At 71.1% G+C, this 17,369-nt stretch carries 15 protein-coding genes; 4 read left to right on the top strand and 11 right to left on the bottom strand.

The genetic code is table 11. The annotated features are described in order from the left end of the window. Window positions 1–85: 85 nt before the first annotated feature. The 4 genes from ACTMTJ_RS01420 to ACTMTJ_RS01405 are packed head-to-tail and all read right to left on the bottom strand — an operon-like array spanning window position 86 to window position 4,687. On the bottom strand, window positions 86–712 hold the full coding sequence (locus tag ACTMTJ_RS01420; RefSeq protein WP_441214152.1) for a GTP-binding protein: 627 nt from the start codon (window positions 710–712) through the stop codon (window positions 86–88). Next, on the bottom strand, window positions 693–1,061 hold the full coding sequence (locus tag ACTMTJ_RS01415; protein WP_377307454.1) for a DUF742 domain-containing protein: 369 nt from the start codon (window positions 1,059–1,061) through the stop codon (window positions 693–695). The genes ACTMTJ_RS01420 and ACTMTJ_RS01415 overlap by 20 nt, the downstream gene beginning before the upstream one ends. Before the next feature lie 57 nt (window positions 1,062–1,118). Next, window positions 1,119–1,526 carry a roadblock/LC7 domain-containing protein gene (locus ACTMTJ_RS01410; RefSeq protein ID WP_441214151.1) on the bottom strand — a complete coding sequence of 136 codons (408 nt, stop codon included), beginning with the start codon at window positions 1,524–1,526 and terminating at the stop codon, window positions 1,119–1,121. Next, entirely contained in the window at window positions 1,526–4,687 is a 3,162-nt protein-coding gene (locus tag ACTMTJ_RS01405) for a nitrate- and nitrite sensing domain-containing protein (protein WP_441214150.1), read from the bottom strand. Before ACTMTJ_RS01405 ends, ACTMTJ_RS01410 begins: the two co-directional genes overlap by 1 nt. A gap of 470 nt (window positions 4,688–5,157) precedes the next feature. Here ACTMTJ_RS01405 and ACTMTJ_RS01400 point away from each other — a divergent pair, with 470 nt between their 5' ends. After that, window positions 5,158–6,339, top strand: a complete 1,182-nt coding sequence (locus ACTMTJ_RS01400; protein WP_441214149.1) for an ABC transporter substrate-binding protein — start codon at window positions 5,158–5,160, stop codon at window positions 6,337–6,339. 359 nt (window positions 6,340–6,698) lie between these two features. On the opposite strand, the gene ACTMTJ_RS01395 is transcribed toward ACTMTJ_RS01400, so the two are convergent. Both ACTMTJ_RS01395 and ACTMTJ_RS01390 read right to left on the bottom strand, forming a co-directional pair. Further along, window positions 6,699–7,523 (bottom strand): ABC transporter permease, encoded by an 825-nt coding sequence (locus ACTMTJ_RS01395; protein WP_441214148.1) that lies wholly within the window; start codon window positions 7,521–7,523, stop codon window positions 6,699–6,701. A 71-nt stretch (window positions 7,524–7,594) separates the two neighbouring features. After that, window positions 7,595–8,623 (bottom strand): ABC transporter substrate-binding protein, encoded by a 1,029-nt coding sequence (locus ACTMTJ_RS01390; RefSeq protein ID WP_441214147.1) that lies wholly within the window; start codon window positions 8,621–8,623, stop codon window positions 7,595–7,597. Window positions 8,624–8,852: 229 nt separating this feature from the next. Here ACTMTJ_RS01390 and ACTMTJ_RS01385 point away from each other — a divergent pair, with 229 nt between their 5' ends. The 3 genes from ACTMTJ_RS01385 (at window position 8,853) to ACTMTJ_RS01375 (ending at window position 12,533) form a co-directional block, all read left to right on the top strand. Next, on the top strand, window positions 8,853–9,800 hold the full coding sequence (locus tag ACTMTJ_RS01385) for an LLM class F420-dependent oxidoreductase (protein WP_441214146.1): 948 nt from the start codon (window positions 8,853–8,855) through the stop codon (window positions 9,798–9,800). Window positions 9,801–9,923: 123 nt separating this feature from the next. After that, the gene (locus tag ACTMTJ_RS01380; protein WP_441214145.1) at window positions 9,924–10,745 is read left to right on the top strand and encodes an ABC transporter ATP-binding protein; all 822 of its coding nucleotides are present in this window, start codon (window positions 9,924–9,926) and stop codon (window positions 10,743–10,745) included. Window positions 10,746–10,838: 93 nt separating this feature from the next. Then, entirely contained in the window at window positions 10,839–12,533 is a 1,695-nt protein-coding gene (locus ACTMTJ_RS01375; RefSeq protein ID WP_441214144.1) for a hypothetical protein, read from the top strand. Window positions 12,534–12,539: 6 nt separating this feature from the next. Here the strand turns inward: ACTMTJ_RS01375 and ACTMTJ_RS01370 are convergent, their stop codons facing one another. From ACTMTJ_RS01370 to ACTMTJ_RS01350, 5 genes are all read right to left on the bottom strand, one after another. After that, entirely contained in the window at window positions 12,540–13,556 is a 1,017-nt protein-coding gene (locus tag ACTMTJ_RS01370; RefSeq protein WP_441214143.1) for a methyltransferase, read from the bottom strand. Window positions 13,557–13,619: 63 nt separating this feature from the next. Further along, complete coding sequence (thiC, locus tag ACTMTJ_RS01365) at window positions 13,620–15,203, bottom strand: phosphomethylpyrimidine synthase ThiC (protein WP_441214142.1); 1,584 nt, start codon at window positions 15,201–15,203, stop codon at window positions 13,620–13,622. Window positions 15,204–15,212: 9 nt separating this feature from the next. Then, window positions 15,213–16,004 (bottom strand): bifunctional hydroxymethylpyrimidine kinase/phosphomethylpyrimidine kinase, encoded by a 792-nt coding sequence (gene thiD, locus ACTMTJ_RS01360; RefSeq protein WP_441214141.1) that lies wholly within the window; start codon window positions 16,002–16,004, stop codon window positions 15,213–15,215. Next, entirely contained in the window at window positions 16,001–16,603 is a 603-nt protein-coding gene (locus ACTMTJ_RS01355; RefSeq protein WP_441214480.1) for a thiamine phosphate synthase, read from the bottom strand. Before ACTMTJ_RS01355 ends, thiD begins: the two co-directional genes overlap by 4 nt. Further along, window positions 16,603–17,367 (bottom strand): thiazole synthase, encoded by a 765-nt coding sequence (locus ACTMTJ_RS01350; protein ID WP_441214140.1) that lies wholly within the window; start codon window positions 17,365–17,367, stop codon window positions 16,603–16,605. The genes ACTMTJ_RS01355 and ACTMTJ_RS01350 overlap by 1 nt, the downstream gene beginning before the upstream one ends. Window positions 17,368–17,369: the final 2 nt, after the last annotated feature.

Genomic DNA, 17,369 nt, shown 5'->3' with positions numbered 1-17,369 from the left:
GGGTCGCGGCCGCCCTCTTGCCCCGGCGGATGCGCGGTTTGTCCACAATGGCTGTTGCCGACCAGGCGGTAGCTCGTCGCCTGGGTCAGCCGACCGGGGTGGGGCGGCGGCCGCCGCCGCGTTCGGCGCGGAGGGTCATCATCGCGTGCTCGACGACGTTGACCAGCACCTGCTTGACCGAGTCGCGGTGGCGGGCGTCGCACATCACGAGCGGCACGTGGGGTGCGATGGCGAGCGCCTCGCGTACCTCCTCGATCTCGTACTGCGGGGAGCCGTCGAAGACGTTGAGTGCCACCACGTACGGCAGGTGCCGGTTTTCGAAGTAGTCGAGCGGGGCGAAGGCGTCCGCGATCCGGCGGGTGTCGACCAGCACGGCCGCGCCTACGGCGCCTCGGATGATCTCGTCCCACATGAACCAGAAGCGGGTCTGGCCAGGGGTGCCGAAGAGGTAGAGGATCAGGTCTTCGGCCATGGTGATGCGGCCGAAGTCCATCGCGACGGTGGTGGTTTCCTTGCCGGGCACGTTGGAGGGGTCGTCGATGCCGACGCCGGCCGCGGTCATGACCGCCTCGGTGGTCAGCGGGGTGATCTCGGAGACGGCACCGACGAGCGTCGTCTTGCCGACGCCGAAGCCTCCCGCGATCACGATTTTGGCGGACGTGATCCCTCGGTTACGGCGCGCTCCTGCGGCGTTATAGCCTGCGAAGTCCACTCAGCACCCTCTCAAGCAGTTCCATCCGCTCCTCATAGGCTTCGACCGGAGCGGCACTGTGCAGCGTCAGCAAGCCTTCCGCCACCATGTCGGCGACGAGCACCCGGGCGACGCCCAACGGGAGCCGGGTGTAGGCCGCTATCTCCGCCAGCGACTGCGCGCGGTTTTCGCAGACGGTGGCGATGCGGTGCTTGTCGTGGCCCGCGAACCGCGACTCTTGCACGGCGGCCGGGTCCGCCACGAGCACCGCTTCGAGGGCGATGTCCTGGCGGGGTTCGGTGCGCCCACGGGTGACAGCGTATGGCCGGACCAGCGCACCTCTCGGATCTTCTCGCGGTTGGTCCACCATGACGCGGTCACCTCCTTCCGTGTTCGTCGTGGCGTCACCGTCATTATCTACTTAGGACTAGCGCGCGACGGCCTCTCGGGTCGCCGGCGACAGGGCCGCGCCGACCCGCTCGACGAGCAGCGCCATCTCGTACCCCACTTGACCGACGTCGCAGCTGCGCGCGGCCAGCACGGCCATCGAGGAGCCGTCGCTGATCGACATGAGGAAGAGGTAGCCACTGTCCATCTCGATGACCGTCTGGAGCACTCCACCGGCGCTGAACATCCGCGACGCGCCGTCGGTGAGGCTGACCACACCGGACGTGATCGCGGCCAGCTGGTCGGCCCGGTCGGCCGGCAGGTCACGCGACGACGCGAGGAGCAGGCCGTCGGCCGACACCGCGACGACGTGGGCGATCCCGGCCACGCTGTCGGCGAAGTTGCTGAGCAGCCAACCCATGTCCTGCATCGCTGCTGGCCTCGTCATCAACTGGTCTCCTTGGTAGAGGTGCTCCCGTTTTCCTGGCTGCCGGCCGAACGGCCGCGCTGCACGCCCCGGTGGTACGCGGATAGCAGGCCGCGGACCTCGTCGGGCGTACGCCTGGCGCGCTGCTGGGCGGCCGAGTTGTCCACGCCGCCGGGCACGAGCTGGGCCTGCGGCACGCGCTTGGGCAGGCCGGAGCGCGTCGTGCCCCCGTTTACCGGCTCGGCGGCCCGCTCGGCGCGCCGCCAGCCCTCGTCGGCGGCGGTGCGCCAGCTCTCGTCGGCGCCGCTCCTCGGGCGGGGCACGGCGCCGGCACCGGCGTCGCCGGCGCCCTGGGTCGCGGCGGGCGGCACCACCGGCGGCGCGTACGCGGCCGGCGGCGGCGCGGCGGCCGGCGGCGGGGTGGGTGTGCGGCTCGGCAGCGAACCGCCGAAGCCGGAGCCGCTGTTGAGCCCGCCGTTGCCGAGGCCGGACCCTGCGCCAGGGCCGCCGTTGCCGAGGCTGGAGCCGCCGGAGAGCCCCGAAGACCCGCCGGACAGGCCGGAAGACCCGGAGTAGCCCGTGGAGGCGCTGGAGAGGCCTGAGGCGGCCGGTGCGGCGCTCGCCGAGGTGTAGCTGCCGCTCGGGCTGGCCGCGGTGCCGCCCGGGCTCACCGCGGAGAAGATCTGCGTGGAGGCCTGGCCGTGTGAACGGAACCAGACCGCTTCCATCTCCCGGTAGATCGGCACCTCGCCGCCGTCGTCAGGACGCGGGACGACACCGGGCGAACCGGCCACCGGGCCAGCCGGCAGGCCGGAGGGTGGCAGCACGGCGGGTGTCATCGGGTGGGCCGTCGCGGGGATCGCGCCACCCCGCTGCGGCAGCGGTGAAGGCTGCACGGTCGGGTACGCCACCGTTGGCGAGCCGAACCCACCCTGCGGCTGGCCGACCGTGGCGCCGGCCGGCTGGTTGATCGTCGGGAACGCGCTGGTCGCCGCCGTCGCGTTGACCGGCACGGCGGAGGTGTCCCAGGAGGGCTGGGTCTGCCCCGGCCGCGGGTCGGAGATCGTGGCGGCGGACGAACGCATCGGCGCGGCCGGCTGCGACCAGCCGCCGGACACCGGGGCCGCGGCGGCCGGGCTGGTCTCGACCGCGAGCGGCGAGCGTGGGCGGGTGAGCACCTGCTCGCGGGTACGCGGCGCGGGCAGCACGACGATGCCGCTCGGCAAGGTCACCTGCGCGACCGTGCCGCCCTCGACGTTGGGCCGCAGCTCGACCCGGATGCCGTATCGGGAGGCGAGGCGGCCCACGACCGCCAGGCCCATCAGCCGGAACGCGGCCACGTCGACCGCGGGCGGCTGGCTGAGCCGGTGGTTGAGCGCGTCCAGCTGGTCTTCGGTGAGGCCGAGGCCGCGGTCTTCGATCTGGATCAACACGTAGTCGCGGATGCGCCGGGCGTCGGCGACGACCACCGTGTTGGGCGGCGAGAACCGGGTGGCGTTGTCGAGCAGCTCGGCGACGAGCCGGACGACGTCGTTGACCGCGTGCGCGGCGATCGAGATGTCGGTGTCGACGGTGCCGAACTCGATGCGGTTGTAGAGCTCCACTTCGGACTGGGCGGCGCGGAGCGCGTCGACCAGCAGCGCGTCGTCGCGCCGCGGCGCGGTGGAGTCGGCGCCGGCGAGCACGAGCAGGTTTTCGTCGTTGCGGCGCATCCGGGTGGCGAGGTGGTCGAGCTGGAAGAGCTGTGCCAGCCGCTTCGGGTCTTCCTCGCCGCGCTCGATCATGTCGAGCTCGCCGATCATGCGGTCGACCAGCGCCTGGCTTCGGCGGGCCAGGTTGAGGAACATCGCCGAGACGCTCGTGCGCAGTGCGGCCTGCTCGGCCGCGATCCGGACGGCTTCGCGGTGTACGACGTTGAACGCCTGTGCCACCTGCCCGACCTCGTCGCGGTTGGGCAGTCGGATCGCGTCGCGCACTTGGCGCACGATCTCGTCGGGCCCGCCGTCACCGATGCTGCGCACGTCGCGCAGCTGGGCGACCGCGTCGGGCAGGTCGCGGTTGGCCACGGCGAGCGCACCTTCGCGGAGGCGGCGCAGCGAACGGTTGAGCGACCGGGCCAGGACCACGGCGAGGGCGACGGCGATGAACAGCGTGATGAGTACGAGGATCGACTCGACGACGGCCTGGCGGACCACGGCCGCGCGGACGTCGTCGGCCTCGGCCAGCGCGCGCTCTTCGAGCTTGACCTCGGCGTAGCGCATGAGGTCGACCACCGAGCCGACGGCCTGCTGGGCCGCGTCCGCGCCGACCAGTGCGGTGCCGCCGACCGACCGGTTGATCAGGGCCTCGACGCTCTGTGCCAGGTTGACCGCGTCGCCGGTGACGGTCGCGTCGGCGATCGACTGCTGCGCGCCGCTCGCGGCCAGTTCGAAGCTCGCCTGCGCGGCCTCCTGGCTCTTCAGCGCGCCGAGGAACGAGTTGAGCTCCTCTTCGGCCAGGCCACCGCCGCCGGCGAGGGAGGAGTAGATGACCGCTTCCTCGTCGGCCTTGGCCGCCTTGGCCTTGGCAAAGGCGGCCGCCGCGCGCAGCTCGTCGGCCAGGTCGCCCTCGCCGGCGAGCTGGCCGACCACGTCGCCGTACGCCACGAGGTCGGTGAGGATGTTGCCGTAGCGGAGCACCGCCTCGGCGACCGGACGCTGGCCGGCGAGCATGTCCCGGCGGGTGCCGTCGAGCGTGGCGATGTGCCCATCGATCTTGACGAGCCGGGTCTCTACGGAGTTGGGAACGTCGCCGACGTCCTGCCGCTCGCTCGTGTATCCGGCGACGGTCTGGTCGGTGCGGCTGACCGCCTGGTTGTAGGCCTGCTTGGCCTTGTCCTTGTCCCGGTTGTTCGCGGCCAGGTACTTCGCCGCGGCCATGCGCTCCTTGTGCAGGTCCTGGTTGAGGGACGAGACGTTGGTGGAGAGGGCGGTGAGGTCGCGGATGAGGCTGGCGTCGAGGGCGCCGCGGCCGACGTCGACGAGCCGGACCGTGGCGAGCGCGAGCACCGCCGCGACCGGCACGACCAGGATGAGCGCGAGCTTCGACCTGATCCGAGCGTCGCGCAGACGCGGAAACCAGCGGCGCGCAGCACGGCGGGCCTGCACACCTTTTTCGGGCAGGGTCGTAGGTCCCGTGCTCACGACATCGCCTCCGTCGTCGTCTCCACGCGCGACTCGCTCGACCGACGCCTGGGTGCACCGGTCAGCGCCGCACGCGGCACGGCCGCGATTTCACCAGAAACGGCACCCACTTGGGAAGCCTCAGTCAGGCAGGAAACGGTCGCACCATCCCCAATACAAACTCCGCCCACTCCGCCCCTTCCCAAGAATGTGGCCGTGACCTGCGCAAACAGTAACCCGCAAGGCATTGATGTCGATAAAGTTAACGAGTGCAAACTTCTTCGCAAACCACTATGTGGGATAGCCGTCCCGTGGAACAGGTACCCCGTCAGCTTGACCCCGGCGTCCGCCGTTGGCATGGTTTCCACGTTCGAATGACTGCGCGCTCACACCGTACGGCAGGCCCGTCCGCGTCGCTCCACAGGGGACGGACAGCGGTAGCCAGCCCCTAAAACACCAGCTCTGCTGGGTCGTCCACCTGGAGGACCACCTTGAGGCCCATACGCTCCGTGACGCTGTCTGCGCTCACCGCAGCCGCGCTGGTCCTGTCCGCGTCCGCCTGCCAATCCAGCGATGACGCCGGCGACGACGTCGAGGAAATCATCATCGGTGCCGACCTGGAGCTGTCCGGCCCGACGGCGGCCATCGGGCAGGCCTACCAGCGCGCGCTCGACCTGAAAATCAGCCAAGTCAACGACTCCGGTGTGCTCGGCAACCGAAAGCTCAAGCTCGAACCCAAGGACAACCGCTCCGACTCCAGCCTGTCCCTGACCAACGTGGGCGCGTTCGCCAACAACTCCAACGTGGCGGCCATCGTGATGGGCACCTGCGCGGCGTGCGTCGACGAGGTGGTGCCAACCGTCGAGCAACGCGGGATCCCCACCATCGCGCTCGCTCCGGCCAGCGCTGTGGCGGCGCCGGTCAGCGAGCGGCGGTGGGTGTTCAAAATCGGCCCCAACGCGACCGACAACGCCGCCGCCCTCACCGCGGAGCTCGGCAACGCGAAGAAGAAGCGGGTCGCCGTCCTGTACACCGACGACGCCTACGGCGTCGAGGGATACGAGGCCCTCAGGGACGCGCTGGCGAGCGCGAAGATCACGAAGACCGGCGAAGCCAAGATCCGCCCGACGGACACCGACGTGAGCCAGGCCGTGCAGTCGCTGCTCGACACCGAGCCGGGCCAGGAGCCGCAGGCGATCGTGGTGTGGACGTTCGCGGAGCAGGCGGCGCTGGCGGCCACCAGCGCGAAGCAGGCGGGCTTCACCGGCTCGCTGTTCTTCGACGGCGCGGCGGCCGGCGACCTCTTCCTGTCCGGGCAGGGGGCCTCCAACGGCGCGACGATGGTGTTCACCCAGACGATGGTGATCGACGACGTCATCGCCACCACGCCCGCGACGGCGGCCCGCAAGCAGTGGTTCCGTGACTACACCGCCAAGTACGGCAGCTACAACGGCTTCTCGTCGTTCGCCGCCGACGCCATCCAGATGATTACCAACGCCCTACAGCAGAGCACCTCGCTGAGCCGCGACAGCATCCGGTCCATTGTGGAGACGTCGCAGTTCGACGGGTTGTCCGGGCCGATCCGGATCACCCCGGACAACCACTCCGGCCTGATGCCGCAGGCGCTCACCGTGCTCGTGGCCCGCAACGGCCGCTGGCGGCTGGCCAGCTAGGAGCCTGTCGAAACCCTTTCCAGGCAAGAGATTTGGGCTACCGCGACGTCCGTCGTGGTCCGGACCGTTGCTCCCGCGGCCTCACCCGTCAGTCATCCCGGGAGGTTTGACCGTGACCAACGGCGGACGGGTAAGGCCGCGGGAGCAGCGCCGCGCCCAGGGTGGGCTTGGCGCGCGGAGCTGGCAGCGGGGGCCGGGGATTTCGGCTCGCCCCGCGAGCCGCCGGCCACCGCGGTCTCCGGCGGGAGCAGCGGCCCGCAGCTGACACGGACCCGGGAAACCTCTTGAAACTCAAGGGTCAACTCAAGCCGAGCGGAATCGGGTCTAGACCACGACGGACAGTGCGGATGTAAGGGCGGTCAGCGGTCGGTGGTGGCGCGCACCCAGGGCAGCAGCAGCCGCTCGAGCCCGAGCAGCGCGGAGTAGAGGAGGATCGTGGTGGCCGCGATCAGCACGAACGCGGCGAACGCGGTCGCCGACTCGCCCTGACCGAGCGTCTGCACGATGATCGAGCCGAGACCCGGCCGTTCGGCGTCACCGGCCTGAAACTCGCCGATGATCGCGCCCACCGAGGCGAGCGGCAGCGCCAGCTTGAGGCCGACGAGGAGTTGCGGCATCGCGGCGGGAAGCCGGACCTTGAGAAACATCTTCAGCCGGGACGCGTCCAGCGCGCGGGCCATCTCCGCAAGGTCGCCGGGCGTCCTGGTCAGCCCGGTCACCGTGGAGAGCACGACCGGGAAGAAGCACATGATGAAGATCATGAACTGGATCGAGGGCTGACCCCAGCCCAGCCAGATGACCAGCATCGGCCCGAAGGCGATCTTGGGCACGGCGTTGACCGCCACCAGCAGCGGCGAGAACATCCGCTCCAGCACGGCGGAGCTGGCCAGCACGATGCCCATCAGGAAGCCGACGAACGACGAGATCACGAAGCCGAACAGCGTTTCCAGCCCGGTCGTCAGCGTGCCTTCGAGGATGAAGCTCCGGTTGGCGTTGAAGCCGCGCAGCACGTCTTCCGGCGGGGGCAGCACGACCGGGTGGGCCAGGCCGAGCACGCTTGTCGCCAGCCACCACACGAAGACCGTGACAACCAAGCCGGCGATGGGATAGACGAAACTGGGTACCCGTATCCCGGACCGGTCGGCCGCCGCGATGGGCGGCGCGGCGACTGACGTCTCGCTCATCTCACGCTCCTTGCGGGTCTACCTCGGGTGTGGCGGCCGGGTCAGCCGCCACACCCGCTTGGTTCGATGGGTCAGACCTTCGGCACCAGGTCGACGGAGATGATCTGCTCGGGCGTGATGCCGGCCGGGATCTGACCGGCGCCCTGGAGGATCGCGATGCTCCGGGCCACGCGCTGGGTGTCGATCAGACCGATCTTCTCACCGGAGCCGGCGGAGCGGACGAAGGAGCCCATCAGCTCCAGCTCGGCCTGCGCCGCCTTGTCGTTCGCGGCCTGGTCCTTGGCCTTGAGGATCTTGGCCGCCTCGGCGGGGTTGGCCAGCGAGTACTCCAGGCCCTTGAGCAGGGCGGCGGTGAACTTCTTGACCTCCTCCGGCTTGTCCGTCGCGTTCTTCGTCGACGTGATCAGCACGTTGCCGTACAGGTCGATGAGGTAGTCGCTGTACGGGAGGAAGAACGGCTCCTTCTTCGTCACCGCGGCGATGGTCGGCCGGCCCACCACGAACTGGCCGATGCCGTCGACGTTCTTGTTGTTGAGCTGGCCGATCAGCGTGGCGGGCTCACCGTTGTTCCAGGTGACCTTGTTGTAGTCGATCTTCGCCAGCTGGGCGTACACCGGGAAGAGGTTGCGCACGACGGACCCCGGCGCGTCGACGAGGGTCTTGCCCTCCAGGTCCTTCGGCGTCTTGATGCCCTTGTCGGTCGTGGTCGCGATGGCCGCCATGGTGCGCTGCTGGATCGCCGCGACGGCGGTGAAGCCCTTCGTGCCTTTACCGAAGTTGAGCAGGCCGCCGGTCAGGTCGATCGGCGTGTAGTCGGCGGCGCCGGCGACGATCTTCTGGATGTTGCCGCCGGTGCCCTCGCCCTTCTGGATCTCGACGTCAAATCCGGCTTCTCGGAAAAATCCTTTTTCGAGCGCGACCCACCCGTACGCGTCACGCCCGAAGTTGCCGAAGGACGTGAGGTACCTCACCTTCACCAGCTCACCACCGGTGCCGGCGTTGTTTGTCGCTTCCGGTTCGTCGTCGGAGCTGCAACCGGCCACGACGGCCAGAGCCGTGGCCAGAGCGGCTACCGCGAAAGAACGGGTAACCCTTCTCATGAACAGATTCCTTCCAACTGGAGGGGGCGTTGGAGCGACGGCGCCGAGACCGAGGGGAGGCCGCGAGGCCGTTCATGAATGTCGCGCCACAGCGTAGGCGAAAGGCTGGTTTGCGACGCAAGGCGTATCGGGTTACGAACCGATCCCGGCCGGGGTATCGCGCCGTAACGGGATGCCGATAGCCTGACCGCGACCAATCACCCGGATCCGATCGACTCAGGCGGTTACCGTGCGCGTCTGCGTGTTCACAGAGCCACACCGTGGAGCCACGTACGACGACCAGCTTCGCCTCGCCCGGCTCGCCGAAGACGCCGGGTTCGAGGGCTACCTGCGGGCCGACCACTACCAGGCAATGGGCCTCGAGGCCGGGCTGCCCGGGCCGACCGACGCCTGGATCACGCTGGCCGGCCTGGCCCGCGAGACCTCCCGCATCCGGCTCGGCACGCTCGTCACGTCGGTGACGTTCCGGCAGCCCGCGCCGCTGGCGATCGCGGTGGCGCAGGTCGACCAGATGAGCGGCGGCCGGGTCGAGCTCGGCATGGGCACGGGGTGGTACCAGCGCGAGCACGTCTCGTACGGCATACCGTTCCCGTCCACCGGCGAGCGCTTCGACATCCTCGCCGAGCAGCTCGCGGTCATCACCGGCCTGTGGGGCAGCCCGGTCGGCGAGCCGTTCAGCTTCAAGGGCGAGCACTACCAGCTCGTCGACGCGCCCGGCCTGCCCAAGCCGGTGCAGGTGCCCGGTCCGCCGATCATCGTGGGCGGGCGCGGCCCCAAGCGCACGCCCGAGATCGCGGCGCGATACGCGGACGAGTTCAACATGCCGTTCAAGACCGTCGCCGAGTCGAAGGCGGCGTTCGACCGGGTGCTGGCGGTCTCCGACCGGGTGGGGCGGGCCGAGTCCGGCAAGGCGCCGCTGGTGATGTCGGTGGGCATCGTGGTCGCCATCGGCCGCACCGACGCGGAGGCACACCGGCGCGCGGCACCCCTGCACGCACCGAGTGCCCTGCCGCCGGAAGACCCGGTGGTCGGCTCGCCGGCGCAGCTCGTCGACCGGATCGGCGAGTTCGCGGCGATCGGGGTCACCCGGGTGCACCTGCGGTTCATCGAGATCACTGACATCGACCACCTCGAGCTGGTGGCTTCCGACGTACTTCCGCAGGTTGTCGCCCTGTGATCACAGAGCGCGAAAATGACCATGGCACCGTGGGCCGCGGCCGGCCTTCCCGATAGCCTGGCACCTGCGGTGCGCGCGAGCGAAGCGAGCACCAACCAAGGCGGCCCCGGTAGGGAGCACACGATGATTCGACTGGCCGGAGTTTCCCAGACGTTCCAGGCGCGATCGGGCGCCGTGGAGGCCCTGCGAAACATCAACCTGACCGTCAGCGAGGGCGAGTTCATCGCCATCATCGGCCGCTCCGGCTGCGGAAAGTCCACTTTGCTCCGGCTGATCGCCGGGCTCATCGCGCCGAGCGCCGGCGAGGTGTCGGTCGGCGACACGCGGGTCACCAAGCCGCGCAAGGACATCGCGATGATGTTCCAAAAGCCGGCGCTGCTGCCGTGGCGCTCGGTCCTCGACAACGTGCTGCTGCCGATCGAGATGTTCGGCTGGAAGCGCGCCGAGCACCGCAGGCGGGCCGAGGAGCTGCTCGACATGGTCGGCTTGGCCGGCTTCCACCGCAAGCAGCCGCACGAGCTCTCCGGCGGCATGCAGCAGCGCGTGGCGCTGTGCCGGGCGCTGATCCAGCGGCCCAAGGTGATGCTGATGGACGAGCCGTTCTCCGCGTTGGACGCGCTCACCCGCGAAGAGCTCTCGACGGAGCTCCAGCGGGTCCACATGGACCTCGGCGCCACCACCGTCTTCGTCACGCACTCCATCAACGAGGCCGTGCTGCTCGCCGACCGGGTCGTGGTGCTGAGCCCGCGCCCGGGTCGGCTCCGGCGGGTCGTCGAGGTCAAGATCCCCCGGCCCCGCTCGCTCGGTCACAACGCCTACCTGGACGAAGTCGCCCGGTGCAGCGCCGAGCTGCACGAGCTGCTGCTCGCGCCGGATGGCCCGCCCGCCGCGCCGACCGCCCACCCGGTGCAGCCCCAGTCGCAGCGCACTCGCCAGCGGGTCTGATTTCTTAAGGGACCTTCAGCGGGTTCTGGGAAGTGCGTCAAGCCACGACCGGCCGGGTAGCGAGGCGGGTCACGGAGCCGTAACGTGCCTGCCATGGCCATCCGTACGTGGAGCAGGGTGCTCCTCGCCGCGCTCGGCGTCGCCATGCTCGCCGCCGCCAGCCAGCTCGGTGTGGCCTTCGGCCTCGGCGTCGTCCGGCTCAGCCGCACCTTCCCGGTCGACCAGGAAAACCAGTGGACCGCGCAGATGGCGTGGGTGGCCTGGTTCGCCATGGTGGCCGCGGTGGCCGGCGCGATCGCGGCCGACCGGATGGCGCGGCGCCGCGGATACGAGGGCGGCACCGGCTCACGGATCGCCTACGCCCTGTGCGGCGGCATCGGCGCGGCCGTGCTGGTGCCGCTGTGCATGCAGCCCGCCCGCTTCGCCATCGTGCGCGCCACCGACCCGGTACTGGTCATCGGCCTCTCCGCGACGCTCGGGGCGGTGGCCGGGGTGTTCGTCGCGATCGCCGCGCTGAGCTACAAGCCTCTTTTGTGGAACGTCGCGGCCGTCACGGGCGCCACCTGGGCGCTCGCGCTGATCTCGGTGATCCCCTCGCTCGGCCCCGACGACCCGCTGCCCAACCTGCGCCTGGGCGTGCTCGACCTGGCCTCGTTCAGCACGGGCGCCGCGCAGAGCTCGGCGGTGGTGACGATGCCGCTGCTAGCGCTGGCTCTCGGCGCCGCCACCGCGGGGCTGGGCCGCTGGCTCGGCCGCCCGCCGGTGACGATCGCGGCCTCCGGCATCATCGGGCCGGCGATGCTGTGCCTGGCCTACCTGGTGGCCGGCCCCGGCAGCGACACCGACAAGTTCCAGGCCGCGCCTTACTGGGGCGCGCTGGTCGCGGTCGGCGCCGGCACGCTGGGCTCGGTCCTGGCCACGGTCGCCCGGCGCCCCACCTTCGGCACGGCCACGCCCGCCGAGGAGGCACCGGCGGCCACGCCCGAGGAGCAGCGCCCGGCCCGCGACACCACCATCGAGCCGGTCTTCCGCGAGCCACCGACCGGCGAGTGGACCGTCCCGATGCCCCGGCACGGCGAGAAGGCGTCCACATCGGCCTCGGCGGCCGACGAGACCACCGCTTCCCTGCCGACGGTCGACACGTCCGCCGGCCGAGGCGGCGGGTTCTTCGACGAGCCGACCTCCGCCCGCGAGCCGGCGCGCGGCCGCTTCGACGAGCCGACGGCCGACCTCTCGCCGCAGTCGCCCCCGCCACCCGCCGCACGCCCGGCCCCGCCGCCGCCGGTGGTGCCACCACCGCCCCCGCTGGTGCCGCCGCCCCCTCCGCAGGCGGCGCCGCCGAAGACACCCACCGCTCGCCCGCCGCGCCGCTCTCCGGCCGGTCGTGACCCGGGCGCCGCCGGAGCCGCCACCGCCTTCTCGGCCGGCCGCCGGGCGGCCGAGTACTCCACCGGCGAGATCCCGATCTACTCCGGGCCGGAAGACGAGCCCGCGGGCGGCCGGGCCGACGATGCCGGCGACGAGCCGCGCGGCCGCAAGGCCCGCAGGCGCGCCAAGGAGACGCCACCCGCCGCTGAGGAAGCGGTCCCACGCCAGCGCCGGGGCCTCTTCGGCCGCCGTCGCTCCGCGCCCGAGCCCACGGAGCCGACCGCCGCGCTGGACGTACCGGTCCAGCGCGGCGGCCAGGACCGGCCTGAGCCACCCCTGAAGCCACGCGACGAGGAGTATGTCGACTGGGTCAGCGGCCTCTCCGGCCGTGACACCGACCCTCGCGACCCGGCCCGCTGACGACCGTTACGGCTTGCGGGCCACCACCACGCCGTTGGCGCCGGGAGCGTCGAAGTGGACCACGTGCGCGTCCACGAAGCCGGCGCCGCTGAGCCAGTCCGCGTACTCGGTCTCCGAGTAGTTACGGCCGCCGACGGTCTCGACCAGCATGTTCATGCCCATCAGCGCGGCCGAGGCCGGGCCGGTGCGGTCGGCGTTGAGCAGCAGCTCGGAGATCACCACCGCGCCGCCGGCGGGCAGGGCGGCGAAGCATTTGGCGAGCAGCTCGCGGTTTGTCGGCTCGTCCCAGTCATGCAGGATCATGCTGAGCAGCATCACGTCGTACCCGGACGGCAGCCCCTCGTCGTGCAGGAAGTTGCCCGCCACCGTGTCGATCCGGTCGGCGAGCCCGGCCGCCGCTGCCTTCTCCGCCGCGATGGGCACGACGTGCGGCAGGTCGAAGACCGTGGCCCGCAACGACGGGTACCGGCGGCAGAGTTCGATCGGGTACGCGCCGGACCCGCCGCCGACGTCGAGCAGCCGCGAGTGCGCGCCGAAGTCGTACGCCTCGCCGAGCGCGCGGGCGGTGAAGATGGACGTCGAGTACATCGCCTCCCAGAAGAGCGCGAGCAGCTGCGGGTCCTCGGTCTCGAACATCGACTCCTGCGTGTCCGGGTCCCAGGTCAGCGGGCGGTCGGTGCGCAGCGCGTCGCCGACCCGGTGCCAGGCCAGGTAGGTGCGCCGGTCGCAGTAGCGCACCTGCCCGCCGAAGTAGTACTGCTTGCCGGCCACCAGGAACTCCTCGGCCAGCGCGGAGTTGCGGTAGCCGTCGCCGTCGCGCTCCAGCAGGCCGAGCGAGGCGCAGGCGGCGAAGAGAAGGTCCGCGGGGCGTTCGGCGAGGCCCAGTTCGGCCACGGCCTTCTCGACGGTGATGCTCTTGCCGCCGGCAAGCCGGGTGAAGAGATCCAGCTCGACGGCGGCGGCAAGCGTCTTGAAGCTCCAGAAACCGGACACGAGGCCCATGAGTGGCGTTGGCGTCAGCATTCGGGCATGCTACAAAGCTCAACTAACGCCAGTCACGCCTACGGATGTGAATTCTTGAAAGTCTCAGGTCAGCGGCAGGTACACCCGCCCGCCGGCCTCGACGAACTCCTCGGACTTCTCCTTCATGCCCTTCTCGGCGTACGCCTTGAGCTCCTGGGTGATCTTCATGGAGCAGAACTTGGGGCCGCACATCGAGCAGAAGTGCGCGGTCTTGGCGGGCTGGGCGGGCAGCGTCTGGTCGTGGTACGCCCGCGCGGTCTCCGGGTCGAGCGCCAGGTTGAACTGGTCCTCCCAGCGAAACTCGAAGCGCGCCTTGGAGAGCGCGTCGTCCCAGGCCTGCGCACCCGGGTGGCCCTTGGCGAGGTCGGCCGCGTGCGCCGCGATCTTGTACGCGATCACGCCCGCCTTCACGTCGTCGCGGTCCGGCAGGCCCAGGTGCTCCTTGGGCGTCACGTAGCACAGCATCGCGGTGCCGTACATGCCGATCATCGCGGCGCCGATCGCCGAGGTGATGTGGTCGTACGCGGGCGCGATGTCCGTGGTCAGCGGCCCGAGCGTGTAGAACGGCGCCTCGTGGCACACCTCCTGCTGGAGGTCGACGTTTTCCTTGATCTTGTGCATCGGCACGTGGCCGGGCCCCTCGATCATGACCTGCACGTCATGCTGCCAGGCGACCTTCGTCAGCTCGCCCAGCGTCCGCAGCTCGCTGAACTGGGCCTCGTCGTTGGCGTCCGCGATCGAGCCGGGCCGCAGCCCGTCGCCCAGCGAGAACGTCACGTCGTAGCGCGCCAGGATCTCGCACAGCTCGGCGAAGTTCGTGTACAGGAAGTTCTCCTCGTGGTGCGCGAGGCACCAGGCCGCCATGATCGAGCCGCCGCGGGAGACGATGCCGGTGACCCGCTCGACGGCCAGCGGCACGTACCGCATGAGCACGCCCGCGTGCACGGTCATGTAGTCGACGCCCTGCTCGCACTGCTCGACCACCGTGTCGCGGAAGACCTCCCAGGAGAGCTTCACCGGGTCGCCGCCGACCTTCTCCAGGGCCTGGTAGATCGGGACGGTGCCGATCGGCACGGCCGCGTTGCGAATGATCGCCTCGCGGGTCTCGTGGATCCGCTTGCCGGTGGACAGGTCCATCACCGTGTCCGCGCCCCACCGGGTCGCCCAGGTCAGCTTCTCCACCTCCTCCGCGACCGACGAGGTGACCGCGGACGTGCCGATGTTGGCGTTGACCTTCACCAGGAAGCGCCGCCCGATGATCATCGGCTCGGACTCGGGGTGGTTGACGTTGGCCGGCAGCACCGCCCGGCCGGCCGCGATCTCGTCGCGCACGAGCTCGGCCGGCACGCCCTCGCGGATCGCCACGAACTCCATCTCCGGCGTGACCGTGCCGGCGCGCGCGTAGGCCAGCTGGGTCGGCCGTGCGCCCGCCAGCGGGGTACCGCCGCCCCGCACCGGGGCCACGTCTCCGCGCTCCGCGATCCACGGTCCCCGCAACGGCGGCAGCCCGACGGCGGGATCCGAACCCGGGCCCGAGGTGTCGTACAGCCTGACGGGCGGCTCGCCACCGGTCAGGTCCACCTCCGCGAACGGCACCCGGACATCCGGCCGGGACCCCTCGACGTACACCTTCCGACGTGCTGACATCGAGCCTCCTTAGATCGCTTTCCAATCGAGGTGGTCGAGCGGACCCGTGCCGCCGCCCAGCTTCCAGTCGCGGGCGCCCGACAGCGCCCGCGCGACGTACTGCTTCGCGAACGCCAGCGCGTCGAGCACCGAGTCGCCCAGCGCCAGCCGCGCGGCGACCGCCGCGGAGAACGTGCAGCCGGTGCCGTGCGTATTGCGGGTGACGATGCGCGGGTAGCGCAGGAAGCGAGTGCCCGCGTCCGTCCACACCGCGTCGACCGCCTCGTCGCCAGCCACCATGTCGCCGCCGGTGACCACGACGAACTTGGGCCCGCCGGCGGCGAGCTGCCCGGCCGCGCCCGCCATGTCGGCCGGTGTGGTGACCGGCCAGCCGACCAGCGCGGACGCCTCCTCGCGGTTGGGCGTGGCGACCAGCGCGTACGGCAGCAGCCGCTCGATCGCGCCGACCACGCCCAGCCGGCGACCGCTGGACGAGGCGAGCACCGGGTCGACGACGAGGTTGGGCAGCAGCCCCGCGCGCGCCTTGGCCAGCACGGCCGCGCCGACCTCGGCGGTGGCGAGCATGCCGGTCTTGGCCGCGGCCGCGGGCAGGTCGTCGAGGAGGGAGTTGAGCTGGGTGCTCACGACGTTGCCCGGCATGGGGTAGACGTCCTGCACGCCCCGCGTGTTCTGGGCGGTCACCGCGGTGACGACCGACGTGCCGTACACCCGCAGCGCCGCGAAGACCTTGAGGTCGGCCTGGATGCCAGCACCGCCGCCCGAGTCTGAGCCGGCGATGGTGAGCGCGATCGGAGGTGTCATGACCACACCCCACCCCGGCCGGCTGGGGTTTTGACGGACAGCGTCGCACCGCGAAGGTCATGAACCACCGCCGCGGGGTCGTCCGCTCGCATGACCGCGCCCATCACGGCCACTCCGGCGGCGCCGGCGGCCAGGCAGCCGGCCGCGTTGGCGGGCGTGACGCCGCCGAGCGCGAGCACCGGAACGGGCGAGCGGGCGACCAGCCGGGCCAGGCCGTCGAGCCCGAGCGGCGGACCGTATCCGGGCTTGGACGGCGTCGGGAAGACCGGCGACACCATCGCGTAGTGCTCGCGCGTCAGCCGCGCCAGCTCACCCTCGTCGTGGCACGAGCGCCCGACGAGCGCGAGGTCGGGCGGCGGGTACGGGCCGGCCGCGGCGAGGTGCACCGCGCTGCCGCCGAGCGGGTCCGGCCCGGCCACGATCAGCTGACCGTCGACCTGCGCGAGCACCGCGCGCAGGGCCTCCGCCAGCGCCACGCGCTCGTCGCGGGGGAGATCCTTTTCCCGCAGTACCACCTGGCGCAGCCCGCCGTCGACCGCCGCCTCGACCACCTCGACGAGGGGGCGCCGCGCCTGCCTGCGGTCGGTGAGCAGCACTATCAAAGGTGCGGCCTGCCCTCGTCCGGTGTGGACGCGAGCGCGTGGAAGCGCCGCGGGATCCGCCCCGCCTCGGCGGCGAGCCGTCCGGCCTGGATCGCGTGGCGGATCGCCGCGGCCATGCGCACCGGGTCGGCCGCCCGGGTGATCGCGCTGGCCACCATCACCGCGTCGCAGCCGAGCTCCATGGCGAGGGCGGCGTCCGAGGCGGTGCCGATGCCCGCGTCGAGGATCACCGGCAGGTCCACCGACTGGCGGATCAGCTGGATGTGGTGCGGGTTGGAGACCCCGAGCCCGGAGCCGATCGGCGAGCCCGCCGGCATCACGCCCGCGCACCCCGCGTCGACGAGGCGGCGGGCCAGGATGGGGTCGTCGGTGGTGTACGGCAGGACCTGGAACCCGTCCGTCACCAGCTCTTCGGCTGCCCGCAGCAGCTCCACCCCGTCGGGCAGCAGAGTCCGCTCGTCGCCGATCACCTCGAGCTTCACCCACGGCGTCTCGAACGCCTCGCGGGCCAGGTGGGCGACCTTCACCGCTTCGCGGGCCGTGTAGCAGCCGGCGGTGTTGGGCAGCACGCGAACGCCGCAGCGGTCGAGCATGTCCAGCAGGCCGCCGTTCATGGTGGCGGCGGTGTCGACCCGGCGCAGCGAGACGGTGACGAGCTCGGTGCCGCTCTCCTTGACCGCCCGCTCCAGGATGTCCAAATTGGACGCCCCGCCGGTGCCGAGGATCAGCCTCGACCGCAGCTCCACGCCAGCAATCTGCACGG

Source organism: Phytohabitans sp. LJ34 (assembly GCF_052068095.1).
Lineage (GTDB): Bacteria > Actinomycetota > Actinomycetes > Mycobacteriales > Micromonosporaceae > Phytohabitans.
Note: the sequence above shows the minus strand (reverse complement) of the source record. Positions and strands in the feature narration are given on the sequence as shown.